The organism is Streptomyces sp. NPDC059201 (genome assembly GCF_042754585.1).
Classification (GTDB): domain Bacteria; phylum Actinomycetota; class Actinomycetes; order Streptomycetales; family Streptomycetaceae; genus Streptomyces.
This window is the reverse complement of record NZ_JBHZBB010000007.1, coordinates 122095-141580: the sequence shown is the minus strand read 5'-3', so window position 1 is coordinate 141580 and position 19486 is coordinate 122095. Positions and strand designations below refer to the sequence as shown.

Annotated in this window: 20 protein-coding genes and 1 tRNA gene; 5 read left to right on the top strand and 16 right to left on the bottom strand. The window is 71.0% G+C overall.

What is annotated here, in order from left to right:
• Window positions 1-33 precede the first annotated feature (33 nt).
• The 14 genes from alaS to ACFXMG_RS22885 all read right to left on the bottom strand — a co-directional run bounded on the left by alaS (window position 34) and on the right by ACFXMG_RS22885 (window position 14370).
• On the bottom strand, window positions 34-2688 hold the full coding sequence (alaS, locus tag ACFXMG_RS22950) for an alanine--tRNA ligase (protein ID WP_383815855.1): 2655 nt from the start codon (window positions 2686-2688) through the stop codon (window positions 34-36).
• A gap of 253 nt (window positions 2689-2941) precedes the next feature.
• On the bottom strand, window positions 2942-3583 hold the full coding sequence (locus ACFXMG_RS22945; RefSeq protein ID WP_383815857.1) for an HAD family hydrolase: 642 nt from the start codon (window positions 3581-3583) through the stop codon (window positions 2942-2944).
• Window positions 3580-4131, bottom strand: a complete 552-nt coding sequence (locus ACFXMG_RS22940) for an orotate phosphoribosyltransferase (protein ID WP_383815860.1) — start codon at window positions 4129-4131, stop codon at window positions 3580-3582. The genes ACFXMG_RS22945 and ACFXMG_RS22940 overlap by 4 nt, the downstream gene beginning before the upstream one ends.
• The gene (locus ACFXMG_RS22935; RefSeq protein WP_383815862.1) at window positions 4128-4727 is read right to left on the bottom strand and encodes an LOG family protein; all 600 of its coding nucleotides are present in this window, start codon (window positions 4725-4727) and stop codon (window positions 4128-4130) included. Before ACFXMG_RS22935 ends, ACFXMG_RS22940 begins: the two co-directional genes overlap by 4 nt.
• On the bottom strand, window positions 4724-5596 hold the full coding sequence (locus tag ACFXMG_RS22930; protein WP_383815865.1) for a hypothetical protein: 873 nt from the start codon (window positions 5594-5596) through the stop codon (window positions 4724-4726). Before ACFXMG_RS22930 ends, ACFXMG_RS22935 begins: the two co-directional genes overlap by 4 nt.
• Window positions 5597-5642: 46 nt before the next feature.
• Complete coding sequence (locus tag ACFXMG_RS22925; RefSeq protein WP_383815867.1) at window positions 5643-6473, bottom strand: aspartyl/asparaginyl beta-hydroxylase domain-containing protein; 831 nt, start codon at window positions 6471-6473, stop codon at window positions 5643-5645.
• Window positions 6474-6581: 108 nt separating this feature from the next.
• The gene (locus tag ACFXMG_RS22920; protein ID WP_383815869.1) at window positions 6582-6800 is read right to left on the bottom strand and encodes a hypothetical protein; all 219 of its coding nucleotides are present in this window, start codon (window positions 6798-6800) and stop codon (window positions 6582-6584) included.
• Window positions 6797-7243, bottom strand: coding sequence for a hypothetical protein (locus ACFXMG_RS22915; protein ID WP_383815871.1), 447 nt, complete (start codon window positions 7241-7243; stop codon window positions 6797-6799). Before ACFXMG_RS22915 ends, ACFXMG_RS22920 begins: the two co-directional genes overlap by 4 nt.
• 55 nt (window positions 7244-7298) lie before the next feature.
• Window positions 7299-8531: a helix-turn-helix domain-containing protein gene (locus tag ACFXMG_RS22910; RefSeq protein WP_383815874.1), complete on the bottom strand. Its 1233-nt coding sequence runs from the start codon at window positions 8529-8531 to the stop codon at window positions 7299-7301.
• A gap of 290 nt (window positions 8532-8821) precedes the next feature.
• Window positions 8822-9691 (bottom strand): plasmid replication/partition related protein, encoded by an 870-nt coding sequence (locus ACFXMG_RS22905; RefSeq protein ID WP_383815876.1) that lies wholly within the window; start codon window positions 9689-9691, stop codon window positions 8822-8824.
• A 56-nt stretch (window positions 9692-9747) separates the two neighbouring features.
• Window positions 9748-11403, bottom strand: a complete 1656-nt coding sequence (locus ACFXMG_RS22900) for a relaxase/mobilization nuclease domain-containing protein (protein WP_383815879.1) — start codon at window positions 11401-11403, stop codon at window positions 9748-9750.
• A complete protein-coding gene (gene mobC, locus ACFXMG_RS22895) occupies window positions 11404-11850 on the bottom strand; it encodes a plasmid mobilization relaxosome protein MobC (RefSeq protein WP_383815882.1) in 447 nt (148 codons plus the stop codon).
• Between the two features lie 272 nt (window positions 11851-12122).
• Window positions 12123-12935, bottom strand: coding sequence for a DUF2637 domain-containing protein (locus tag ACFXMG_RS22890; protein WP_383815884.1), 813 nt, complete (start codon window positions 12933-12935; stop codon window positions 12123-12125).
• A gap of 196 nt (window positions 12936-13131) precedes the next feature.
• On the bottom strand, window positions 13132-14370 hold the full coding sequence (locus ACFXMG_RS22885; protein WP_383816089.1) for a DUF3631 domain-containing protein: 1239 nt from the start codon (window positions 14368-14370) through the stop codon (window positions 13132-13134).
• A 298-nt stretch (window positions 14371-14668) separates the two neighbouring features.
• Between ACFXMG_RS22885 and ACFXMG_RS22880 the strand changes: the two genes are divergently transcribed.
• From ACFXMG_RS22880 to ACFXMG_RS22865, 4 genes are all read left to right on the top strand, one after another.
• Window positions 14669-15163 (top strand): helix-turn-helix domain-containing protein, encoded by a 495-nt coding sequence (locus ACFXMG_RS22880; protein WP_383815887.1) that lies wholly within the window; start codon window positions 14669-14671, stop codon window positions 15161-15163.
• A 182-nt stretch (window positions 15164-15345) separates the two neighbouring features.
• Complete coding sequence (locus tag ACFXMG_RS22875) at window positions 15346-15564, top strand: excisionase family DNA-binding protein (RefSeq protein ID WP_383816092.1); 219 nt, start codon at window positions 15346-15348, stop codon at window positions 15562-15564.
• On the top strand, window positions 15564-16721 hold the full coding sequence (locus ACFXMG_RS22870) for a tyrosine-type recombinase/integrase (RefSeq protein WP_383815890.1): 1158 nt from the start codon (window positions 15564-15566) through the stop codon (window positions 16719-16721). Before ACFXMG_RS22875 ends, ACFXMG_RS22870 begins: the two co-directional genes overlap by 1 nt.
• Window positions 16722-16885: 164 nt before the next feature.
• On the top strand, window positions 16886-17098 hold the full coding sequence (locus tag ACFXMG_RS22865; protein ID WP_383815893.1) for an EF-hand domain-containing protein: 213 nt from the start codon (window positions 16886-16888) through the stop codon (window positions 17096-17098).
• Window positions 17099-17284: 186 nt separating this feature from the next.
• Here the strand turns inward: ACFXMG_RS22865 and ACFXMG_RS22860 are convergent, their stop codons facing one another.
• Together ACFXMG_RS22860 and ACFXMG_RS22855 are read right to left on the bottom strand one after the other, a co-directional pair.
• Window positions 17285-18022 (bottom strand): hypothetical protein, encoded by a 738-nt coding sequence (locus ACFXMG_RS22860; protein ID WP_383815896.1) that lies wholly within the window; start codon window positions 18020-18022, stop codon window positions 17285-17287.
• A 401-nt stretch (window positions 18023-18423) separates the two neighbouring features.
• Window positions 18424-18494 (bottom strand) — tRNA-Gly (locus ACFXMG_RS22855).
• 409 nt (window positions 18495-18903) lie between these two features.
• Between ACFXMG_RS22855 and dcd the strand changes: the two genes are divergently transcribed.
• A complete protein-coding gene (dcd, locus tag ACFXMG_RS22850; protein WP_383815899.1) occupies window positions 18904-19479 on the top strand; it encodes a dCTP deaminase in 576 nt (191 codons plus the stop codon).
• The last annotated feature ends 7 nt before the right edge of the window (window positions 19480-19486 follow it).

The window sequence follows — 19486 nt, the reverse complement described above, 5'->3', positions numbered from 1 at the left end:
TGCCGTGTGTGGCGGCACCGGCAATCCGATTGACTATTGGCCGAGCGCGCGGCCAGCCTCCTGGGCGGCGATCGTGAGGGCCTCGTCGAGGACCTCCACGCGGCGTCCGCCGGCGCTGGCGAGTGGGCCCTTGCCGCCGGTTCCGCCGCCGACCGTGCGGGCGGCCGGGATGAGGATGTGGCTGGCTTCGGTGCCGGTGGCGTGGAGGCTGGGGGTGATGGCGGCGGCCAGGAGTGCCTTGCCCTGGTGTTCGGTGCCCAGGACGACGACGGCGTGGCCGGTGTCGAGGAGGCCGGCGGTGTGCTGGGCGAGCGTGCGGAGCTCGTCGGGGGTGAGGCCGGTCAGCTTCTCGGTGACGATCCGGCCGCCGGTGACGGTGCGGGCGGAGGCGGCGAGCTGCTGGGCTTGGTCGCGCAGCTCGGTCTCGCGGAGGCGGTCGAGCTCCCGCTCGGCGGTGGCGAGGGCGTCGAGGCGCTTGCGGAGGGCATCGGGGGCGTCCTGGGGGCGGGTGCCGAGGAGGGTGGAGAGTTCTTCGAGGAGGCGGCGCTCGGTGTCGTAGTAGTCGAGGGCGTCTCGGCCGGTGAGGGCCTCGATGCGGCGGAGGTTGGAGCCGATGGAGGCTTCGCCGACGATGCGGACTGGGCTGGCGTTGGAGCCGTGGCCGATGTGGGTGCCGCCGCAGAGTTCGCGGGAGAAGTCGCCGATGTCGACGATGCGGACGTGGTCGCCGTACTTCTCGCCGAACAGGGCGGTCGCTCCGGCGGCCTCGGCTTCGGCGCGCGAGGCGTGCCAGACGCGGACCTCGGGGTCGGCGAGGAGGCTGTCGTTGACGAGGGTCTCGATGGCGGCGAGCTGGGAGCGGTCGACGGCGGAGAAGTGGGCGAAGTCGAAGCGGAGGCGGCCGGCGTCGACGAGGGAGCCGTGCTGGCGGGCGTGGTCGCCGAGCGTGCGGCGGAGCATGGCGTGCAGGACGTGGGTGGTCGAGTGGGAGCGGGCGACGGCCTCGCGGCGGGCGCCGTTCACGAGGGCCTCGACCTGCTGCCCGGACCGGAGATCGCCCTCGGTGACGCGGACCGTGTGGACGTGGAAGCCCTCCAGGCCGGGCTTGGTGTCCAGGACGTCCAGGAGGGTGCCGTCGGCTGTGCGAATGGTGCCGGTGTCGCCGACCTGGCCGCCGGACTCGGCGTAGAACGGGCTTCGGTCCAGGACCAGCTCGATGGTGCTTCCCTGTTTGGCGCCGAGCACGACGTTTCCATTGGAAACGAGGCCGAGGACGGTGGCCTCGGCGTTGAGGCGGTCGTAGCCGACGAAGTCCGTACGGCCGTGGCGGGCGGACAGCTCGCGGTAGGCGTCCTGGCGGCGCAGCGCCTCGGCGGTCTTGGCCTTGCCGCCGGCCTTGGCGCGGCGCTGCTGCTCGGCGAGCAGGTCGGCGAAGCGGTTCTCGTCGACGGTCAGGCCGGCGTCGCGGGCGGCTTCGACGGTCAGCTCGACGGGGAAGCCGAAGGTGTCGTGCAGCTCGAACGCGGTCTCTCCGGTCAGGGCCGTGGACCGGTTCTCGCGGCTGCGGGTGATGGCGGCGCTGAGGAGCCGGGTGCCCTGGGTGAGGGTGCGGGTGAACGACTCCTCTTCGGCGGTGACGACCTGCTCGATGAGGGCGGCCTGGGCGGGCAGCTCGGGCCAGACGTCGCCGAGGTTGGCGATGACGCTGGCCGTGGTCGGGGCGAGGACGGCCTCGTCGATGCCGAGGAGGCGGGCGTGGCGGATCGCTCGCCGCATCAGGCGGCGCAGGACGTACCCGCGGCCGTCCTTGGCGGGCAGGACGCCGTCGGCGATCAGGTACGCGATCGAGCGGGCGTGCTCGGCGGCGACCTGAAAGGAGACCTTCTCCTCGCCGCTGCCGGGGTAGTCGCGGCCGGCGAGTTCCTGGACGGTCGTGAGGGTGGGGCGCAGGAGGTCGGTGCCGCAGACGTTCTCGACGTCCTGGAGGATCGCGGCCAGACGGTCGAGGCCGAGACCGGTGTCGATGCTCTGCTGGGCGAGGTCGCCGAGGATCGGGAAGTCGCCCTTCCCGTCGCCCTCACCGCGCTGGTACTGCATGAAGACGAGGTTCCAGATCTCCACGTACCGCTCGCCGTCGATGGCCGGACCGCCTTCGCGGCCGAAGGCGGGCCCCCGGTCGTAGCTGACCTCCGAGCAGGGGCCGCAGGGTCCGGGGACGCCCATGGACCAGAAGTTGTCCTGCATGCCCAGGCGCTGGATGCGATCGGCGGGGACGCCGATCTTGCGCCAGAGCTGTTCGGACTCGTCGTCGTCCTGGTAGACGGTGATCCAGAGGCGGTCCTTCTCCAGGTGGTAGCCCTGGGTGACGAGCTCCCAGGCGAAGGCGATGGCGTCGGCCTTGAAGTAGTCGCCGAAGGAGAAGTTGCCCATCATCTCGAAGAACGTGGCGTGCCGGTTGGTCCGGCCGACGTTGTCGATGTCGGAGGTGCGGGCGCACTTCTGGATGGTGGTGGCGCGCGGGAAGTCCGGGGTGACCTCGCCGAGGAAGTACGGCTTGAACTGGTTCATGCCGGCGTTGGCGAGCAGCAGCGTCGGGTCGGACGGGATCAGCGGGCTGGACGGGACCTGGCGGTGACCGCGCGAGGTGAAGAAGTCCAGGAAGGTGGAGCGGATTTGCGTCGAGCGCATGGTGGTGTGGCCCTCACGGGAGAGTCGTGGAGAGATGGGGGTCGATCACACGCCGAGCCGGGCCGAGAACAGGGACTGAGGGGTTCTCAGTTCTCCAGCTCGACGCAGATAGCTCGCGCCCCCACGGTGTAGACCATGACTCCAGATCCGTTGTCTGAGGTGGCGCAGCCGTCACCGGACGCAACGGTCCGCTGCGACTGCGCCACCCAAGCTAGCGGTCTGACAGTCAAGATCGCTGAGGTTTTCCGCTCTGTCACTCCAACGAGATCAGGGACAGGAGCGTGTCGACGAGGTCGTCGGCTCGGGGCAGGACGACGGTGGCGCCGGCGCGGGTGAGCGCCGACGGGCTGGAGAAGCCCCATCCGGCGCCGACCGGGGCCACGCCGGCTGCCCGTGCCGCGTGCATGTCGGACTCCATGTCCCCGACGAACACGGTGCCGCCGGGCGCCACGCCGAGCTTGTCGAGGGCGAGCAGGAGGCCGTCGGGCGCGGGCTTCGGTGCCGCGTCCTCGTAGCAGACGACGATGTCGATCAGGTCGAGGATGACGGGCGGCAGGAGCCAGCCGATCCGCTGGCGGCTGCGCAGGGTCACCAGTCCGGTTCCGATGTCGGCGGCGCGGAGCGCGGCGAGTGCCTCGGCCACGAACGGGAAGACGTCGGCGGTGAGGGTGGCGGTGGCCGTCGCCGCGTCCCAGCCGTCCAGGTTGATCGTTCCCGCGTAGCCGAGTTCGGCGAGTACCTGCTCGCGCGGGGTGGTCGCGGCCTCGGGCGGCAGGTCGGCGATGGTGACGCGGCGGCCGAGGACGGAGGTTGCGAAGCCCGCCAGGGTGGCGAGTTGGGCGTGACGGCTGTCGACGAGGACGCCGTCGAGGTCGAACAGCACGGCCCGCTTCACGCGGGATCACCCCGCTGAGGCCCGGGGAGGTCGGCCTCCGTGAGCAGGGAGTGGAGCGTCACGCGGTGTTCGGCCAGCAGAGCCCGGCCGCCGAGCGGGCGCTTCAGGACGCACAGCGCGTCGCTGACCGGTGCGCCGGCCATCCGCAGGGTCCGGGCCATGGCGAGCAGCTGCGCGCCGGAGCGGACCACGTCGTCGACGAGGACGGTCCGGCGGCCGACGAACGGCGCGCCTTCGATCTGTCGGCGGGAGCCGTACCCCTTCGGGCGGCGGCGCAGGAAGACGGCGGGCAGGCCGGTGGCGGCGGACAGGGCGACGACGAGGGGGATGCCGCCGAGTTCGATGCCGGCGAGGAGCTGGGTGTCGTCGGGGACGAGTTCGGCCAGGGCGGTGGCGGTGTCGCGCAGGAGCTCCGGGTCGGCGGCCAGGCGGTACTCGTCGAAGTAGCTGTCGAGCCTGCTGCCGTTGGCGAGGTGGAAGGGGGCGGCGACGAGGGCGGTTTCGGCGAGCCGGGTGGTGAGGCCGGACAGTCGCGTGCTGGTGGTCATGCTCCTCCGATCGATGTGGCGTGGAGCGCGGCGATGTGGGTGCGGAAGGCGTCGGCGGTCTCGGCGGTGCGGAGGAAGCCGAGGGGCCTGGTCGGGGTCTCGTACAGCCACTTCTCCTTGCGCAGGAAGGCGAACAGGCGCAGGGCGGCGGCCCCGGCGAGGAAGACCGGCACGGGCCGGATGCAGGTCGCGTAGTAGGCGGCGGCGGTCAGCTCGTGAAGGGTGCCGGTGCCTCCGCCCATGGCGACGACGAGGTCGGCGTGGTCCAGGTAGTGGTTGAGCCGGGCACCGAGGTCGGATACGTGGACGGAGGCGGTGGCGTACGGGTTGAAGGCGCCCCACTCGTCGTGCTTGTCGACCAAGGTCACGGCGGTGACCGGGGCTCCTCCGGAGGAAGCCCCGCGCGCGGCGGCTTCCATCAGGCCGTTGTAGCCGCCGTGCAGGAGCTCGTACCCCGCCTGGGCCAGGGCCTGGCCGATCTCCTCGGCCAGCTTCTCCTCCTCGGTGGAGGCGGGGCGGACCCCGCCGAAGAAGACGGCGGTTCGGCCCTCGCGGGCCCGGCCGGTGGCCGAACCCACGAGGTGGAGCCCGTTCACATCTGCTCCAGGTACGTGCGGTACGCGGCGATCGCGTTCTCCAGCCCCTTCAGGGCCTCGGGGCAGGCCCGCTCGACCAGGGCGAGTGTCCGCTCGACGGCCGCGTCGACATCGGCGGCCAGCGGGACGGCCGGTCCGCCGATCGCCGCCTCCAGGTCGCCGAGGCATGCCCGGCCGATCGGGGTGAGGGCGATCTCCTCGCGCAGCTGGTACCAGCCCCAGAACCGCGAGGCGGGGACCAGCGCGGTTTTGATCAGGTCCTTCGTGGCCGTGTGCAGGCGGTGCCACTCCGAGTACGCGACGAACCGCTGGCCGCGCTTGATGCGCTTGTGCAGCAGGACCGCCAGGACCAGGTGTTCGATGAGCAGCTCGGAGCACGTACGGGGCCGGGCAAGGAACTCGGTCGCGAACCGCTCGGCGGCCGCCGTCCCCTCGGCCGGGGCGAGCGCCGGCTCGCGGTCGAGGAGTACGGCCGTGGCGACCGTGGCCCGCAGGCCCGGAACGCGCGACGCGGGCGCCACGTACAGGTCGATCTGGTGCAGGTGCCCCTCGTCCGGGACGAGGAAGACCATGCCGACGCCGCCGAGGTCAGCGACGATCGTGTCGCGCCAGCCCGGCAGCAGGGCGCCGGCCTCGACGGACATCAGGTCGTCCAGGCTCGCGACGAACGCGGGCAGGTCGGCGTCCTGGACGCCGACGACGAAGTCGACGTCCGAGAGACGGTCGGCCGTGCCGTGTGCCAGCGAGCCGCGCACCAGCAGGTGCGTGACGGCCGGCGAGGCGGCGAGGATGTCGGCGAGCCGGGACAGCAGCGGGAGCTGGGCGGGGCGGTTGGCGAAGGTGAGTTCCGCCAGGTGCAGAGTGGGCACGTGCGTCCTCCGATCGGATTCCGGCAGGCAGGTTCGAGCGTGGTGGTCAGGCCGTGAGGGCGAGCAGGCGGCGCTTGGCGGTCGTCCAGCGCGTGACGGCCTCCTCGTCGCCGAGCGAGGTGTGCAGCTCGGCGATTAGGTCGTAGACCGCGCCCTCGGGCAGCGCGTACGTGTAGAAGAGCCGCAGCAGCATCCGCTCGGCCGCGTCCGCGTAGCCGAGGTCGGCCATTCCGCGGGCGGCCTGGAGCCGCTCGGCGATCACCCCAGGGCCGGCCACGGGCAGCGGCTCGGCGGAATCGGGGTGGAGCGTGGGCCGACGGGCGAGGCGCCGGTAGGTGTCGTCGGCGTACACGTCGGCGATCAGGTGGATCCGGTCCGGTCCGAGCAGGTTGCACACGCCGTGCGCGTACGTCGGCGTCAGCCGCCAGATCCGCCCGCCGGTCATGTGCACCTTGGTGCCGCCGGTGACGAGGAACGCCGACGTGTTGGTGTGCAGGGGGATGTGCAGCCGGTGGCGCTCGACCTGGTCGAGCTCGTCGTAGTCGCGGTGTTCCCACAGGAAGGCGTTAGGTTCGAGGCGGGCGAGTCGCACCCACATGTAGTTCAGGCCGAGTTCGTTCAGCAGGGCGGCGGTGGCGGGCATCCGCTTCAGCAGGTCGGTCGGCTGGGCCGTGCAGTCGCCGATCGTCACGTCGGCGGGGTCGCCGGACGCGTTCATCAGCGACGTCGTCCACCAGCCCCCCGACTGGTAGGCGCTGTACTCGGCCTTCCAGGGCGCCTGCGCCGTCAGGGCCTCGTGGCGCATCCGCTCCAACTGGGCGGGGTCGACGGTGTCGAGCTGGGCGATCTGCCCGGCAAGGGCGGTCACGGTGTCCATCGGATTCACCTTTCGCGAGTCGGTGAGTACGTGGCGGGTCGCCCTCCGCCGAGTGGTGCGGGAGCGGTACGGGGAGGCCGGCTCCGGGTCTTCTCGGCGGAGGGCCGTTCAGCGGTCGGTGGTGGCGTGGGGGAGCGGAAGCGCGTCCGGCACGGCCACGGCAGCCCTGTGGCCTGGGGAGCCGAGGAGGTGGTCGGTCTGGGAGCGCAGGGCCCAGGCGGGCCCGGCCAGGCCGGCGAGGGCGAGGAACGTCAGGGCGTACCGGCTGCTGCGATCAGCCCTTACGTGTACGGGGGCGGTGGGCCGGCGGTGGCGGGACCTGCTCATGCGAGGTCACCGGTGGCCTTCTCGTGGCTGGCGAGGAGGCGGCCGGTCTGGGCGTGAAGCCGTTCCAGATCTGCCGAGGTGAGGACGAGTGCGCCCTCGCTGGCCGAGCCGTCCGCGAAGTGGAACACGACGGGTACCGAGCCCTGGCCGGTGCGCGGGTCGTAGACCGCGGCCCCGCTGGTCAGGAGGGCGGCGTGCGTGATCTGTGCGGGCACGGGGAGCAGGGTGGAGCCGTCGCCCGGCGCGGACCAGGTGGGTTCGCCGCCGGGCGGGCGCAGGTGGTAGGTGGTGGCGGAGTCCTCGCCGGGGAGGGCGACCACGACGCCGACACGACCACCGTGGGCGGTGTCGGCGGCGAGGTCGCCGAGCCGGGGCGTGAAGGGAACCGCCGGGAGTAACTCCGGCTCCTCGGAAGGGAGATGAGGTGTACGTCGTCCGGTCATGCCCCGAAGTTAGGGACGACGGCGACCTCGAATATGAGCCGGAGGAATACGACCCCTATCCGTCCAGGTGAAAGCGGTCGGACATGCGCCGCAACTTCTCACGCGTGGCTGCCCGTTCGGCGTAGACGATGCTCCGGAGGGTGGAGCGGGCGATGGGGTGGTTCCGTACGAGCTGGGGCGCGATCCGCTCGGCGGTCTCCAGCTCGACGAGGGCCTTGTCGCGGTTGCCGTCCCACAGCCAGGCCCGTGCGATGTCCATGTGGTGGTGTCCCTGACGGGAGTTGGGAAGCGCGCCCACGAGCTCGGGGCTGGTGCGGCGGTTGATCTCCAGGGCCTTGCCCTGCTCCCCCATCTCCAGGGCCACGCTGACCGCGTGGATCTGCACGTTCCCGGCGGAGAACGTCAGCGAGTGCCGGTCGTACACGGGTGCTCCGACGTACGCGTCCATCCGCTCGGCGGCGTCCTTCGCGTACCCGATCCGGTCTTCTGCCTCGGACGGGCGCCCGGCGCGGGCGGCCGAGATCGCCGCGCGGAGTTGGAGCGTGCCCCAGGCCCGTACGGCCAGCGGTTCACCGTGCTCGTACGCCTGCTGCACCGACCCGATCGCCTTGTCCGAGAGCGTCAGCGCGTCTTCCCAGTCGGCCGTCGCCCACATGTCCCAGACCCGCATCCAGTCCGCGACCGCGGGCAGCACCGGGTCCCCGGAGAGGCGCGCCGACCAGGCGGCCCGCTCGCAGGCCATCGCGACGAGCTCGGGGTGGCCGAGGGAGTGGGCGGCGGTGTGGGCGAACTTGCAGCAGACCGCGTAGATCGCGTACGCCTCCTCCCGCGCGTGCCCCTCCTCCGAGGCTTCTGCCAGGGCGCGGGCCTCGCGGAACAGGTCGGGCAGGACACGGAGGATCGCGACGTTGGCGGCGGTGTCCCGGAGCCGGTGGAGCCGCGTCACCTCCCGCCACAGTTGCGGCGCCGGCCTTGGTGTCCCGTCGAAAACGGGGGCGAGGTCGTAGCGGCGCAGCTCGCGCAGGATCGACGAGGCGGCGATCTGCCACTGGTTGTCGTCGGGGGAGCTGCCGTACGGGCGTCCGATCAGATCGTTCGGGTGAACGTGCAGCTCGGCGGCCACCTGGTTGAGCAGCCCGACCCGGTCCAGCTCGATCAGGCCGCGCTCCATCTTCGACACCCAGCCCTGCGACTTCCCCAGGGCCGTGGCGAGATCGGCCTGCGGCATCCCGAGACGCAGCCTCGCCCTGCGGACGCGCCGGCCGATCTCCTCGGCTTCCTCCAGCATCAGGACACCTCCCCAACCGCCGGACGGCCGTGCGGGTGCGCCGGTCTGTCCGTGCGGAGTTCGTCACCAGCACGGTACCGAGGACGCCCTCTGTGTGGGGGGAGTTGCCGGGTCGTGGGTTCCCGCGGGAGGCGCTGTGTTCTGTGGGGACAGGCGGGGGTGTCCTGAGAATGGACGCTTTCGCTGTTCCTTTTCGGGACACGGCGTGCGACGGAACCTGTCTCGGCCTGCTTGGTCAGTTCATGCCTCGGGCTCAGGGCTTCTGGCCCTGAGCCCGAGGGGGGCTTGTGTCAGATGAGAGCGGTGAGATGGGTGATCAGTTCTTGGGCTTCGCGGGAGAGGCCGGCGTGGCATTCGCGGGCGAGGGCTGTGCCGGGACGCGGTATCTGGGCCCGGATCGTCGTCCAGTGCTGGGCGGCCTGTTCGATGGCCTGCTGGGTCTCGTGGATGGCGGTCCGGCGCTGGGCGACGTACTCCTCGGCCTGCTGGTGGGCCTGATTCCAGGTGAGGTCGCCGCGCTCGGCGAGTTGGGCCAGGGGCGGGGTCGTGTGGCCGTCGGCGATGCGGAGTGTGTCGGCGTCCGTGATCTCCTTGCGGATGCGGGTCTGTTCCTGGCGTTCTTCCAGAGTCTCGATGGCTTCGTCGAGGGTGAGGTGGCCGTCGCTGACCTGCTTGTCGAGGTCGGGGGCGTGCTGGGTGAGGCGGTCGTGCTTCTCCTGTCTGGCTGTCGCCTTGGCCTTGGTCTCAAGCGCGGTCTCGTAGGCGGCGTCGAGTGGGAAGGCGCCGATGCGGACCTTTTCGGCGAGGTCAGGGGTGTACTTGAGGACGACGTTGGCGGCGGAGAGGCGGGTGCGGCTGAGACTGTGGGACTTGGCCAGGTCGCGTAGGGACTGTCCCGAAAAGGAACAGGCCATGGCAGTGATCATTGCCTGCTGGCCCTTGCTGAGATGCCGGCGGAAGACGTTGTTGGAGAAGATCAGCGCTCGGGGGTTGTCGCCGGTATAGGTGGTGAAGCGGGGTTCGACGCCGGCGATCTCGCAGGCGGCGAGGCGGTTGCGGCCGTCGAGGAGGGCGCCGTCCCTATCGAGGACGAGCTCCTTGTGCAGGCCCTCGGTCCTGATCGACTCGGCGAGGTCGAGCAGCTCGGCGCGGTCGAGCATCGGGAAGATGGCGGCGTGCGGGTGGATCTTCAGAGGGTGCTCCTTGAGATTGGGGTTCAGCGCGTGCGGCGCTGCTGGCTGGTGGCGGAGTTGGTCAGGCGGTAGGCGGCCGACGGGGGCGCCGAGGCGCTGTCGGTGGTGACGGCGGTCAGGTCGGCGAGGCGGCGAAGGCGCCAGGTGAGGACTTCGCTGACGTTGGTGGCGGTTTCGGTTTCCCGGCGGGCGGTGGCTTCGGTGAGGAGGGCGACGGTGCTGTGACCGGCGGATTCGGCTCGGTCAAGGGTGGCGGCGAGCGCCGGCCATCCGGGCTCCGCGAGGATCCGCTCGGCCAGCTCGGGTAGAGCTCGGCGCAACGTGAACTCCTGTCGGCGGCGCAGTGACTCGGCCATCCGTGTTCCCCGGTGCGTGAGCGCCGCCAGCGGCTGAGCGGACGTGGCCTGGTAGGCGGCGCGGAGGTGAGCGGCTGTCTCGCGTGCGGCTTCGGCCTGCTGGTGGTGGTTCCGGGCCTGGTGCCAGTGCTGCGCGGCGACGACCGCGAGGAACAGGGCGTCGAGCACGACCGTGAGGAGAGTCCCGTCCTTGGGGGCGGGCTCGCGCAGGATCGCCTTCACTGCCCGGCGCGTGGCCTGGGCCTGCTGGTGCTCGGCGCGGAGGCGTGATCGACCGGCGCGCTCGAAGACGGTGGCGGCCTGGAGGAGCTGAGCTCGGAGGTCGGCGGGGGCGACGAGAGGAAGTACTTCGAGGGCTTCGGCCAGGACGGCGATGTGGGCCTGACCGGCCTCGTCCTCGCTGCGGGCGATGTGGTCAGGTGTCCCATCGACGGCCACGGTGAACCGTCGCCAGGCCGGGGCCTCCGTCTGGCGTGACGGTGTGACGCCCGTGGCTGTGAGGCGTTCAGCGATCTTGGGGTAGGAGAGGTCGGGGGCGAGGGTGGAGCCGGAGAACCACACCGGATCGCCCTGGGCGTTGGTGTCGCCGGCGAGGGCGACCTTGTAGCCGCGGATGTCGCCGGAGGGGAAGTACTGGACTTCGACGCGGGCTCCGGTCCCTTCGATGATCCGGAAGAGTTCCTCGGTGGTCGTGGCTGCCGAGACGGCGGTGCGGACGATGGTGCGCAGGCGTTCCCGGGTCGTCCGGGCCTTGCCGGTGCGGCGGGCCTTCTCCTGCTCGGCTCGGGTGGAGCGCTTGGCGGCGGTGCGGTCGCCGCGCGGCACCTGGCGGAGCCCGTACTCCTTCTCGATGGCGACGAGTTCCGTGTCGGCGCGTACGAAGTCGTTCCAGTTCCGTGGTGGGCGGAGGTCGCCTCGGACCTTGGTGACGACGATGTGGATGTGGTCCTCGGCGTGGCGGACGGCGATCCAGCGGCAGGCGTCGGGGTCGCCGGCCGGGGCGATGCCGGTGGCGTTGAGGACGCGGCGGGCGATGGTGGCCCACTCGTCGTCGGTCAGGTGGCGGTCTTCGGGGGCGACGCGGATCGAGCAGTGCCAGACGTGGCTCTTCGGAGCCTTGTGGCCGGCCTGTTTGACCCGCAGGTCGAGGGCGGTGGCGAGCTGGGCGAGGGTGGCGTCGGGGTCGCGGCCGGGGTCGGGTGCGAAGCCGTCCCAGGAGGCGACGAGGTGGGGGTCGGTGTGCTCGTTGGCCCGGCCGGGCCCGAACAGGTAGTTCAGGACGCCCCTGGTCTTGTGGCCGGGTTTGCCGATCTTCGCGATCATTCAGGCTGCCCAACGGTTCGTGGCGGCCACGTCGGCTGCGGTGTCGACAGCCTTGACCGTCTCCTGGACCAGGGCCACGAGCCGTGCGGCTTCGGCGAGCACGGCGGCGTCCACAGGGTGTGCGTCGCCGCCGGAGTTGAGGCGGTGGGCGATCTGATTCGCGTTGGTGCCGATCCGGGCGACCTGCTCGCGCAGGGCCGCGTACTCGTCGATCAGGTCGTCGACGGCGGTCCGCTCGGCGGGCAGGGCGAGGTCGCCGTTGAGGTGCGCCATGACGACGGCGCCGACGAAGTGCGCGCCGGCCAGACCGAGGCGACGGGCTTCGGCGAGGATCGCCTGCTTCTCGGCCGTGCTGTAGCGGACGTCGACGCGCTCCTTGCGCTGCACGTCCTGGCGGGCGCGACGGCGGGCGACGCGGTGCAGAGCGGCCTCGTCCGCCGCGTGCACACCCCCTGTCCCCGGTGCGCCCTCGCGCCGGGGACCCGCCGCCTCCGCCACCCCTGGGGCGGAGGCTTCAGCGTTGGACCGGCCCTTGGACGGTCCAACGCCATACCTTGCTCCGCCCGGGGCAGGGTGGGTGGTCGGCTGGTGGGTGGTGTGCGGGGAGTCGGGGGCGGGCTGTTCGTGCATGGGCGGGCTCTCTGATCGGGTGGGGGAGGTGGGAAGCGGTACTCGCCCCGGAGGTGTTCCGAGGCGAGCGGCCTGAGGGCGGGGGCGGGCTACGCGGCGGTCTTGGCGAGCTGCTGGTCACGCTCGACCTGGAGCTCCGCCCTGGCCTCTTCCAGGCGTTCGCGTCCGCCGGGCCTGAGCCGCTTGTCGCGGATGGCGGTCTCCATGTGGCGGCGGGAGACGCGCCCGTTACGTCCCAGGGGAGCGGTGCGGCCGATGGCGAGCACCTGCTCGTACGTGGCGATCGGGGGCTGGCCGTCCTCGGGAGCGGGCGGCGGTTCCGGATCAGCCATTTGCTCGTCGGAGTCGCCGGAGTCGCCGGAGTCGCCGGAGTCGTCAGCCTCGTCCTCGGCGGAGACCGGCCTCTTTGTGGCTGGCGGTGTGCCGGGCTCCGGAGGTGTGGCCTCGGCCGCAGGCTCCGCGTGGGCGGGGCGGCGCTGGACGAGGAGGTACAGGTGGACGGCGCCGGCGAGGGCGAGTGGGGCGATGGCGGAGATGACGCCGACGGTGATGTCGTCGAGCGCGAGGCCGCCGGGGCGGGTCTGTTGGTTGAGGCGGACGGCGTGCAGGACGTTGGCCCAGATGCTGGTGGCTGTGGCGATGCCGACCAGGGCCGAGACGTAGAGGCGGGGCCTGAGCGGTGCTGTGCGCAGGACGAGGAGGGTGCCGATGCCGATGGCTATGAAGCCGTCGATCACCAGGGGGAAGGCGTACGTCAGGGCCGGGTGGATGTGGCTGGCGGCGGCCATCTGGCGCAGGGCGTCGTACGAGAGCGCGAAGGCGGCCATGGCGAGGAGGGCGACGCCCGTACGGATCAGGACGGGGAGGGTAGAGGGCGGTGCGGTGGTGCTGGGGGAGGTCAAGGGAGGGTGCTCCGGAAGCTTGGGGAGGCTGGGGTGGCCGCGCGGCCGGGGGCGGGTGGGAACTGTCCCGACTCGTCGCATGCCTGGTCAGCGCTGGTACGGGTGAGGGCCGTGACATCGGGTCGACCCGTCACGGGCGGGTGACCCGTCCCGGCCCTGACCTGCGAGGGGACGGGTCGGGACGGGTCGTGTCGGGTCAGGCGCCGGGTGCGGGTACCGGCAGGAGTAGCGGCTCGGCGGCCAGGGAAGCGGCCGGTGCGGCGGGCTCGGGGCAGTAGCGGGCCCAGGCGTCGGCGAACTGCTCGCGGGCGAAGCCCCTGGCCTGGAAGCCGTCGGGGAAGCGGTGGCTGGACGCGCTGATGCCGTAGTCCTTCAGCAGGAGTTGCAGGCCGCGTGCGGTCAGGCCCTTGTCCTTGTACTCCGGCCAGGGCGACTCGGTGTCCTCGTTGAGGATGCCGAGCAGGCGGCCGGTACGGAGGAGGGCCGGGTTCCCCTCGGCGGCGAAGGCGCGGCGGACGTCGGCGAGGAGCCGGAGGTTCAGGGCGCTGTTGTCCTGGTCCTGCTCGGCCTCGTGCTTCGTCATCGCGAGGCAGGCAGCACGGGCGGCCTCGGGCCAGGTGCCGCCGGCGAGGTCGGCGACGGCGACGAGAGGTTGCCAGGTGTCGGCGGCCCGGTCCTCGACCGGCATGGGCGGGGTGAGGCTCATCGCCGGGTCGTGGAGCGGTCCGAGCCAGGCCACGAGCCGGTCCCGTACGGCGTGCAGGGCGGGGGTGTCCCGAACGGTGCGGAACTCGGCGACCTTCTCGCCCGGTCCCCGGCGCCGCATCCGGATCACGACCGACCGGTCCATGATCGTGTCCGGCAGGTCCCCGATCCCGGCGAGGGCGGCCATCGCGAAGGTGGGGAACTTCGACACCTCGTGGTTCGGTCCGGAGACCCGGAGAGTGGGGCGGTTGCGCTGGTGGCCGGCGTTGAGCAGCCCGCGCATCTCCTCGTTCTTCTCCGCGACCTTCGCCGACCCGAAGAGCGTGTCGGCCTCGTCGACCAGCAGCGTCGGAGGCGTCGCGGTGATCGACCGGAAGACTGCGGCGGCCGAGGCGTTGACGGTGATGAGCGGGTCGTGGACGGTCTCGGTGACCACGTCCAGGAGCCGCGACTTGCCGCAGCGCTTCGCCGGGCCGACGACGGCGAGGCGCGGCGCGTGCTGCCACGCCGTCTGGAGGTGGGTGGCCGCCACCCACAGCGTCACCGCTGTGAGGGCGTCCTCGCTCGGCAGCACCACGTACCGCCGGAACTGCGTCCGCAGGTCGGACAGCACCTGCTCGCCCTCGGACGGCGGAACGGGCTCCGGCTCAGGCGGTGTGGGTCGGCCGGGGCTGGCGACCGGCGGCCACGCAGCGGGAAGCGATGGCGTCTTCGGGGTGGCTTCGTCCATACTGGACATCGAGCTCCTCAATCTGCGGGCCATACGGGACGGCAATCCCGGCTCTGCAGCTAGTCGTTCAGGGATGGGCGGCGTGAGGTTTGCGCTTTGAGCCCCTCGGTGTCTTCAGCACCGGGGGGCTTTCTGTTGCTCGGGCTAGGTGATGGCGGTCTCCAGCGGATCGCAGCGGTGCGTCACGTCTATCACTATGCATCACGCAGAGATGCTTTGCAAGTGGCAGGAGATGATGTACTGTCCTTACTGGCCCTGCGGACTGCAGTGGCACGCTGCAACAGGAAGGAGGGAGCCGATGTCGGATGACGAGCAGGATGAGGCGCCGGAAGGTGTACTGCTCAAAGGCGAGGACAACGCCGCCAAGCGGATCAAGGCCGAGCGCGAGCAGCGCGGCTGGAGCACGACCACGCTCTCCGACCGCCTCAACGAGGCCGGCTACGAGATGAACCCGTCGGCGGTTTGGCGGATCGAGAACGGCAAGCGCCGCATCAACCTCGACGAGGCCATCGGCTTCGCCGAGGTTTTCGGGGTCTCGCTGTCCAACCTCGTCGGCCCGCCGGCCCTGGCCGCCGCCGGCCGTGCCATGGAGCTGATCGACACCGTCGTGGCCGCCAACCTGGCCGCCCAGAGAGCCCAGCACGCGTGGCGCCGGGCGACCAACGACCTTGCCGCCTACCTCGACGGGCACCCGGGCATCCGCGAGGAGGCCGACGTGATGGTCAGCAACGCCATCGCCGAGAACACCCTGAAGATCAACCAGGAGGAGTTCGGGCTCCCGCCCCAGCCGTAGCCCGCCCCTCCGGCCGCCCTGGACCGCAGACCCCAGGCAACGGCCGCACCACACCCATCCCATCCCTGAACGACACCGGCCCGGCCGGGGTTGCCGCCCCACCAGCCGAGGCCACGAGAGGACCCTGCTTGCGCCAGACGGCGATACCCCACGCCTCCGCCCAGCCCCGCCCGGCGAAGGAGGTGAACACCCACGACCGCCTGCTCACGGTCGACGAAGCCGCCGAGCGCCTTGGCACCGGCGTCCGCTTCATCCGCCGGCTCATCCAGGAACGCCGGATCCGCTACGTGAAGCTCGGTAAACACGTCCGTATCCCGGAGAGCGTGCTGGCCGCCTACGTCGACGAGCGGACCGTCGAACCTGTACGCAGCCGCCGCCCCGGCTTCGGGCTGGTGGCCTGATGGCACGCTCACGCCCGAGGGCCCCGCGCCGCAGCTTCGGCGCGATCCGCCGGCTCCCCTCAGGCCGCTGGCAGGCCCGCTATCCCGGAGCCGACGGCATCCTGCGCGCGGCCCCCGAGACGTACGAGACCAAGCGGGAAGCCGAGGTCTTCCTCGCCCAGGTCCAGGCCGACCAGTCGCGCGGCGACTGGCTCGACCCGACCGCAGGCGAGGTGCTCTTCTCCGAGTACGCCAAGCGTTGGATCGACGAGCGCGGCGTCGCGGCCACGACCGAGGAGCTGTACCGGCGACTGCTCCGCCTCCACCTGGAGCCGACGTTCGGCAGCCAGTACGTCAACGCCGTCAGCCCCGCCAAGGTCAGGACCTGGCGCGCGGAACGGCGAAAGGCGACCGGCGCCACCACGACCGCCAAGTCGTACCGCCTCCTGAAGGCCGTGATGCAGACAGCCGTCGAGGATGACCTGATCCGCAGGAACCCCTGCTTCATCCGTGGAGCGGGCCGCGAGGACGCGGACGAGCGCCCCGTGGCCACAGTCGAGCAGGTCTTCGCGCTCGCCGAGGCCATCGGCATCCGCTGGCGGCTGATGGTCCTCCTCGGCGCCTTCGCCTCCATGCGCCCGGAGGAACTAGCCGAACTGCGCCGCTCCGACATCGACCTCGACGCGGGCTCGGTACGAGTCCGGCGCGCCGCACCCGAGTTGAACACCGGCCGCAGGGTGATCGGAGGCCCCAAGTCCCGTGCGGGCAAGCGCGAGATCATGCTGCCCGGCTTCATCCTCCTCGACGTGCGCCGGCATCTGGAGTGGTTCGCCCAGGACGGGCCGGACGGCCTGGTCTTCGTCGGGGAGCGTGGCGCCGCCCTGCGCGGCACCACCTTCGGCCGGAAGTGGCGCAAGGCCCGCGAAGCGGTCGGCATGCCGAAGGAGTTCCGCTTCTACGACCTCCGGCACACGGGCAACACCCTCGCCGCCGACACCGGCGCCAAGCTGAAGGACCTCATGGTCCGCGCCGGCCAGTCCTCCGAACGGGCCCAGCTGATCTACCAGCACTCCACCAAGGCCCACCAGCGCAAGCTGGCCGACGACATCGACGCCGACGTCCGCCGTCAGCGGGCAGGCGCGGCCCAAGGTCCCGGCAGAGCTGCGCGGGTGAGGTGACAGGCCGAGGCGGGGGTCCTGAACGGATCTCCGCCTCCCCCGGGACTGCCGCGCGGCGGGGCGGTGCTCCCCGATGTGGTGAATCGGCGCGGCGTCCCGTGTCACGCCGCCTGCCGCTCGCTCCGAGGCGCAAGGGTGTTCCGTACGCGTATCCAGGAGGAGCAATGGGCAAGATGACCGAGGCCGAGGCCGAGGCCGTGTTCGCGGAGATCGACGCGGACGGCAGCGGAGAGATCCGGCTGCGTGAACTGCGGGACTACGGGCAGGCCAACGGCGGTTCCCTGGACGGAGTGAAGCTCGCGGACTTCGTCCGCGGGGCCGACAAGGACGGCGACCGGCGGATCACCCTCACCGAGTTCAAGAAGTTCTTCGCCTGACCGATCGCCCTGCCGCGTACTCCTGCGGCAGGGATCACGGCGGCGCCCGTACCGGTTCGGTACGGGCGCCCGGTGACCGCTCGGTTCACCGGGGCGTCGGAAGGGCTATGCCTTCGGCGTAGCCCTTCCGGGCTCAGGAAGCGTTTCCGCGGCCTGCCGATGTCCCCGCATGCGGTCCCGGCGGTGTCAGAACTTCAGCGGCAGCGATACGGAGGTTTCGTCGCTGTAGCGGGAGACGCTGAATACGCCGCTGGTGACCCCGACGATCAGCGTCAGCCCGTCGTCCTTGCCCCGGCGTCCACGGATCACGCACTCCAGGTTCGTTGTCATGGAAACGCCTCCTGTTCGGCCGTCGGCGTCCGTGGCGGCCTTCTCGTACTGCCAGCTGCCGTTGCCCGCCTTGAATCCGAGGTGGATACTCCGCGCCCAGTCCGCCGGGCTTTCCATCCGGCCGGACAGTTTCCCCTTGAGGACGTAGCCTTCCGGCCCGTCTGCGTGGGCCACCCCGGTGAAGGCGACGGTGCCGTCGTCGCTGAAGCTGTGGCTGATGCTGATGTCCTGGCCCGGCCCGCCCGGCGCCAAGGTCGCCTTGTCGCCGTAGCTGAACTGACCGGACAGGCCGTCATTGATCCCGATCCGGAAGTCCACCGTCTCGTTCTTCAGCCGTACCCCGGAACCGTCCACCCGGAAGGTGTTCTCCTCGCTCCCCACGGGATGGACCTCCTTGTAGGTGTACTCGGCGGAGGTGCCGCCGTGTCCGAGGGCGAAGGTGTTCTCGAAGTCCGTACTGGACCTGTCGAGCATGCATGCGCCCTTGATGACACCCGAGAACTTGTACCCCTCCGCGCCGTCCGGGTCCACGTGCCCTTCGAAGGAGGCCCGCAGGTGGGCGCTCTTGTAGAACGCGACCTTCACTTCCGGCATTCGCCGTCTCCATCCTGATCGCAGCGGCAGGGGTGCCGGCCTGCCCGCCACCCCTGCCCGCAACCTAGCGAGCGCCGGGTGCGGTGGGCCCGGAAGCAGCGGGAGGGCGTAAGGCTGGAGAAGACGGCCTGGTGCGGGTGGGGCCCATGCCGCGTAAGGGCCTGAACCGACGAGAGAGAGATGCCGATCTCGACCCGAAGTGAGGACGTGGCGTGTCTCGTTGACGATGGGTGACTGACGGCACGCGCCGCAGGGCCGTCACGATGACCTCCCGGACACACTGGACCGCTCGGCTCGGCGCCGAGGCCGGCGGACTCGCATGGCACGCGAATGGCACGCGGGCCCCGAGAGGTCTAGACAACGACGAAGCCCCAGGTCCCTGACCTGGGGCTTCGCTCAAGAGCGGATGACGGGAATCGAACCCGCGCTATAAGCTTGGGAAGCTCATGTTCTACCATTAAACTACATCCGCGTTGCGGCCGGATGAGCCGGTCGCATCGTTGCACACTGTACCCCATGCGCCACTGGTGGCGTAGTTCGCCTCTCCTGTGTGAGTCGGAGTGCCGCGTGGAGGGTGTCCCGTTGATCCCCTAATGTGGCTGTCTCGTCCAGCATGTGTGTAGGGGAAGGGACTTGATGGGTTCCGTGGAGCGCACCGTCGTCCGCTGTGCCGAAGGGCACGTGTTCAGTACCGCCTCGTTTCCGCTTCAGCAGCTCGGTGCCGGGCGGATCGGGCCCGGGCGGCTCATCCGGTGTCCGCGGTGTGCGCGGTTGAGGCACGCGGTGCCGGTGGAGGCTCAGCAGCGCTGACCTGGGCAGGTGGGTGGGGCGTGGACCGGTCCCGATTGGGGAGGTCCGCGCCCTCTGCGTATCGTGGGGGCGTGCTTCTCTCAGACAAGGACATCCGGGCCGAGATCGATGCCGGGCGGGTGCGCATCGACCCGTACGACGAATCCATGGTGCAGCCCTCGAGCATCGACGTGCGGCTCGACCGCTTCTTCCGGGTGTTCGAGAACCACCGGTACCCCCACATCGACCCCGCGATCGAGCAGCTCGATCTGACGCGCGAGGTGGAGCCGGAGGGCGACGAGGCGTTCATCCTGCACCCGGGCGAGTTCGTGCTCGCCTCGACCTACGAGGTCATCAGCCTGCCGGACGACATCGCGTCCCGCCTGGAGGGCAAGAGCTCCCTCGGGCGGCTCGGGCTCGTCACGCACTCCACCGCCGGCTTCATCGACCCCGGGTTCTCGGGGCACGTGACGCTGGAGCTGTCGAACCTCGCGACGCTCCCCATCAAGCTGTGGCCGGGGATGAAGATCGGGCAGCTGTGCATGTTCCGGCTGAGCTCGCCCGCCGAGTTCCCGTACGGCAGCGAGCGGTACGGCTCCCGGTACCAGGGCCAGCGGGGCCCGACGGCCTCCCGCTCCTTCATGAACTTCCATCGGACCCAGGTGTGAGGCGGTA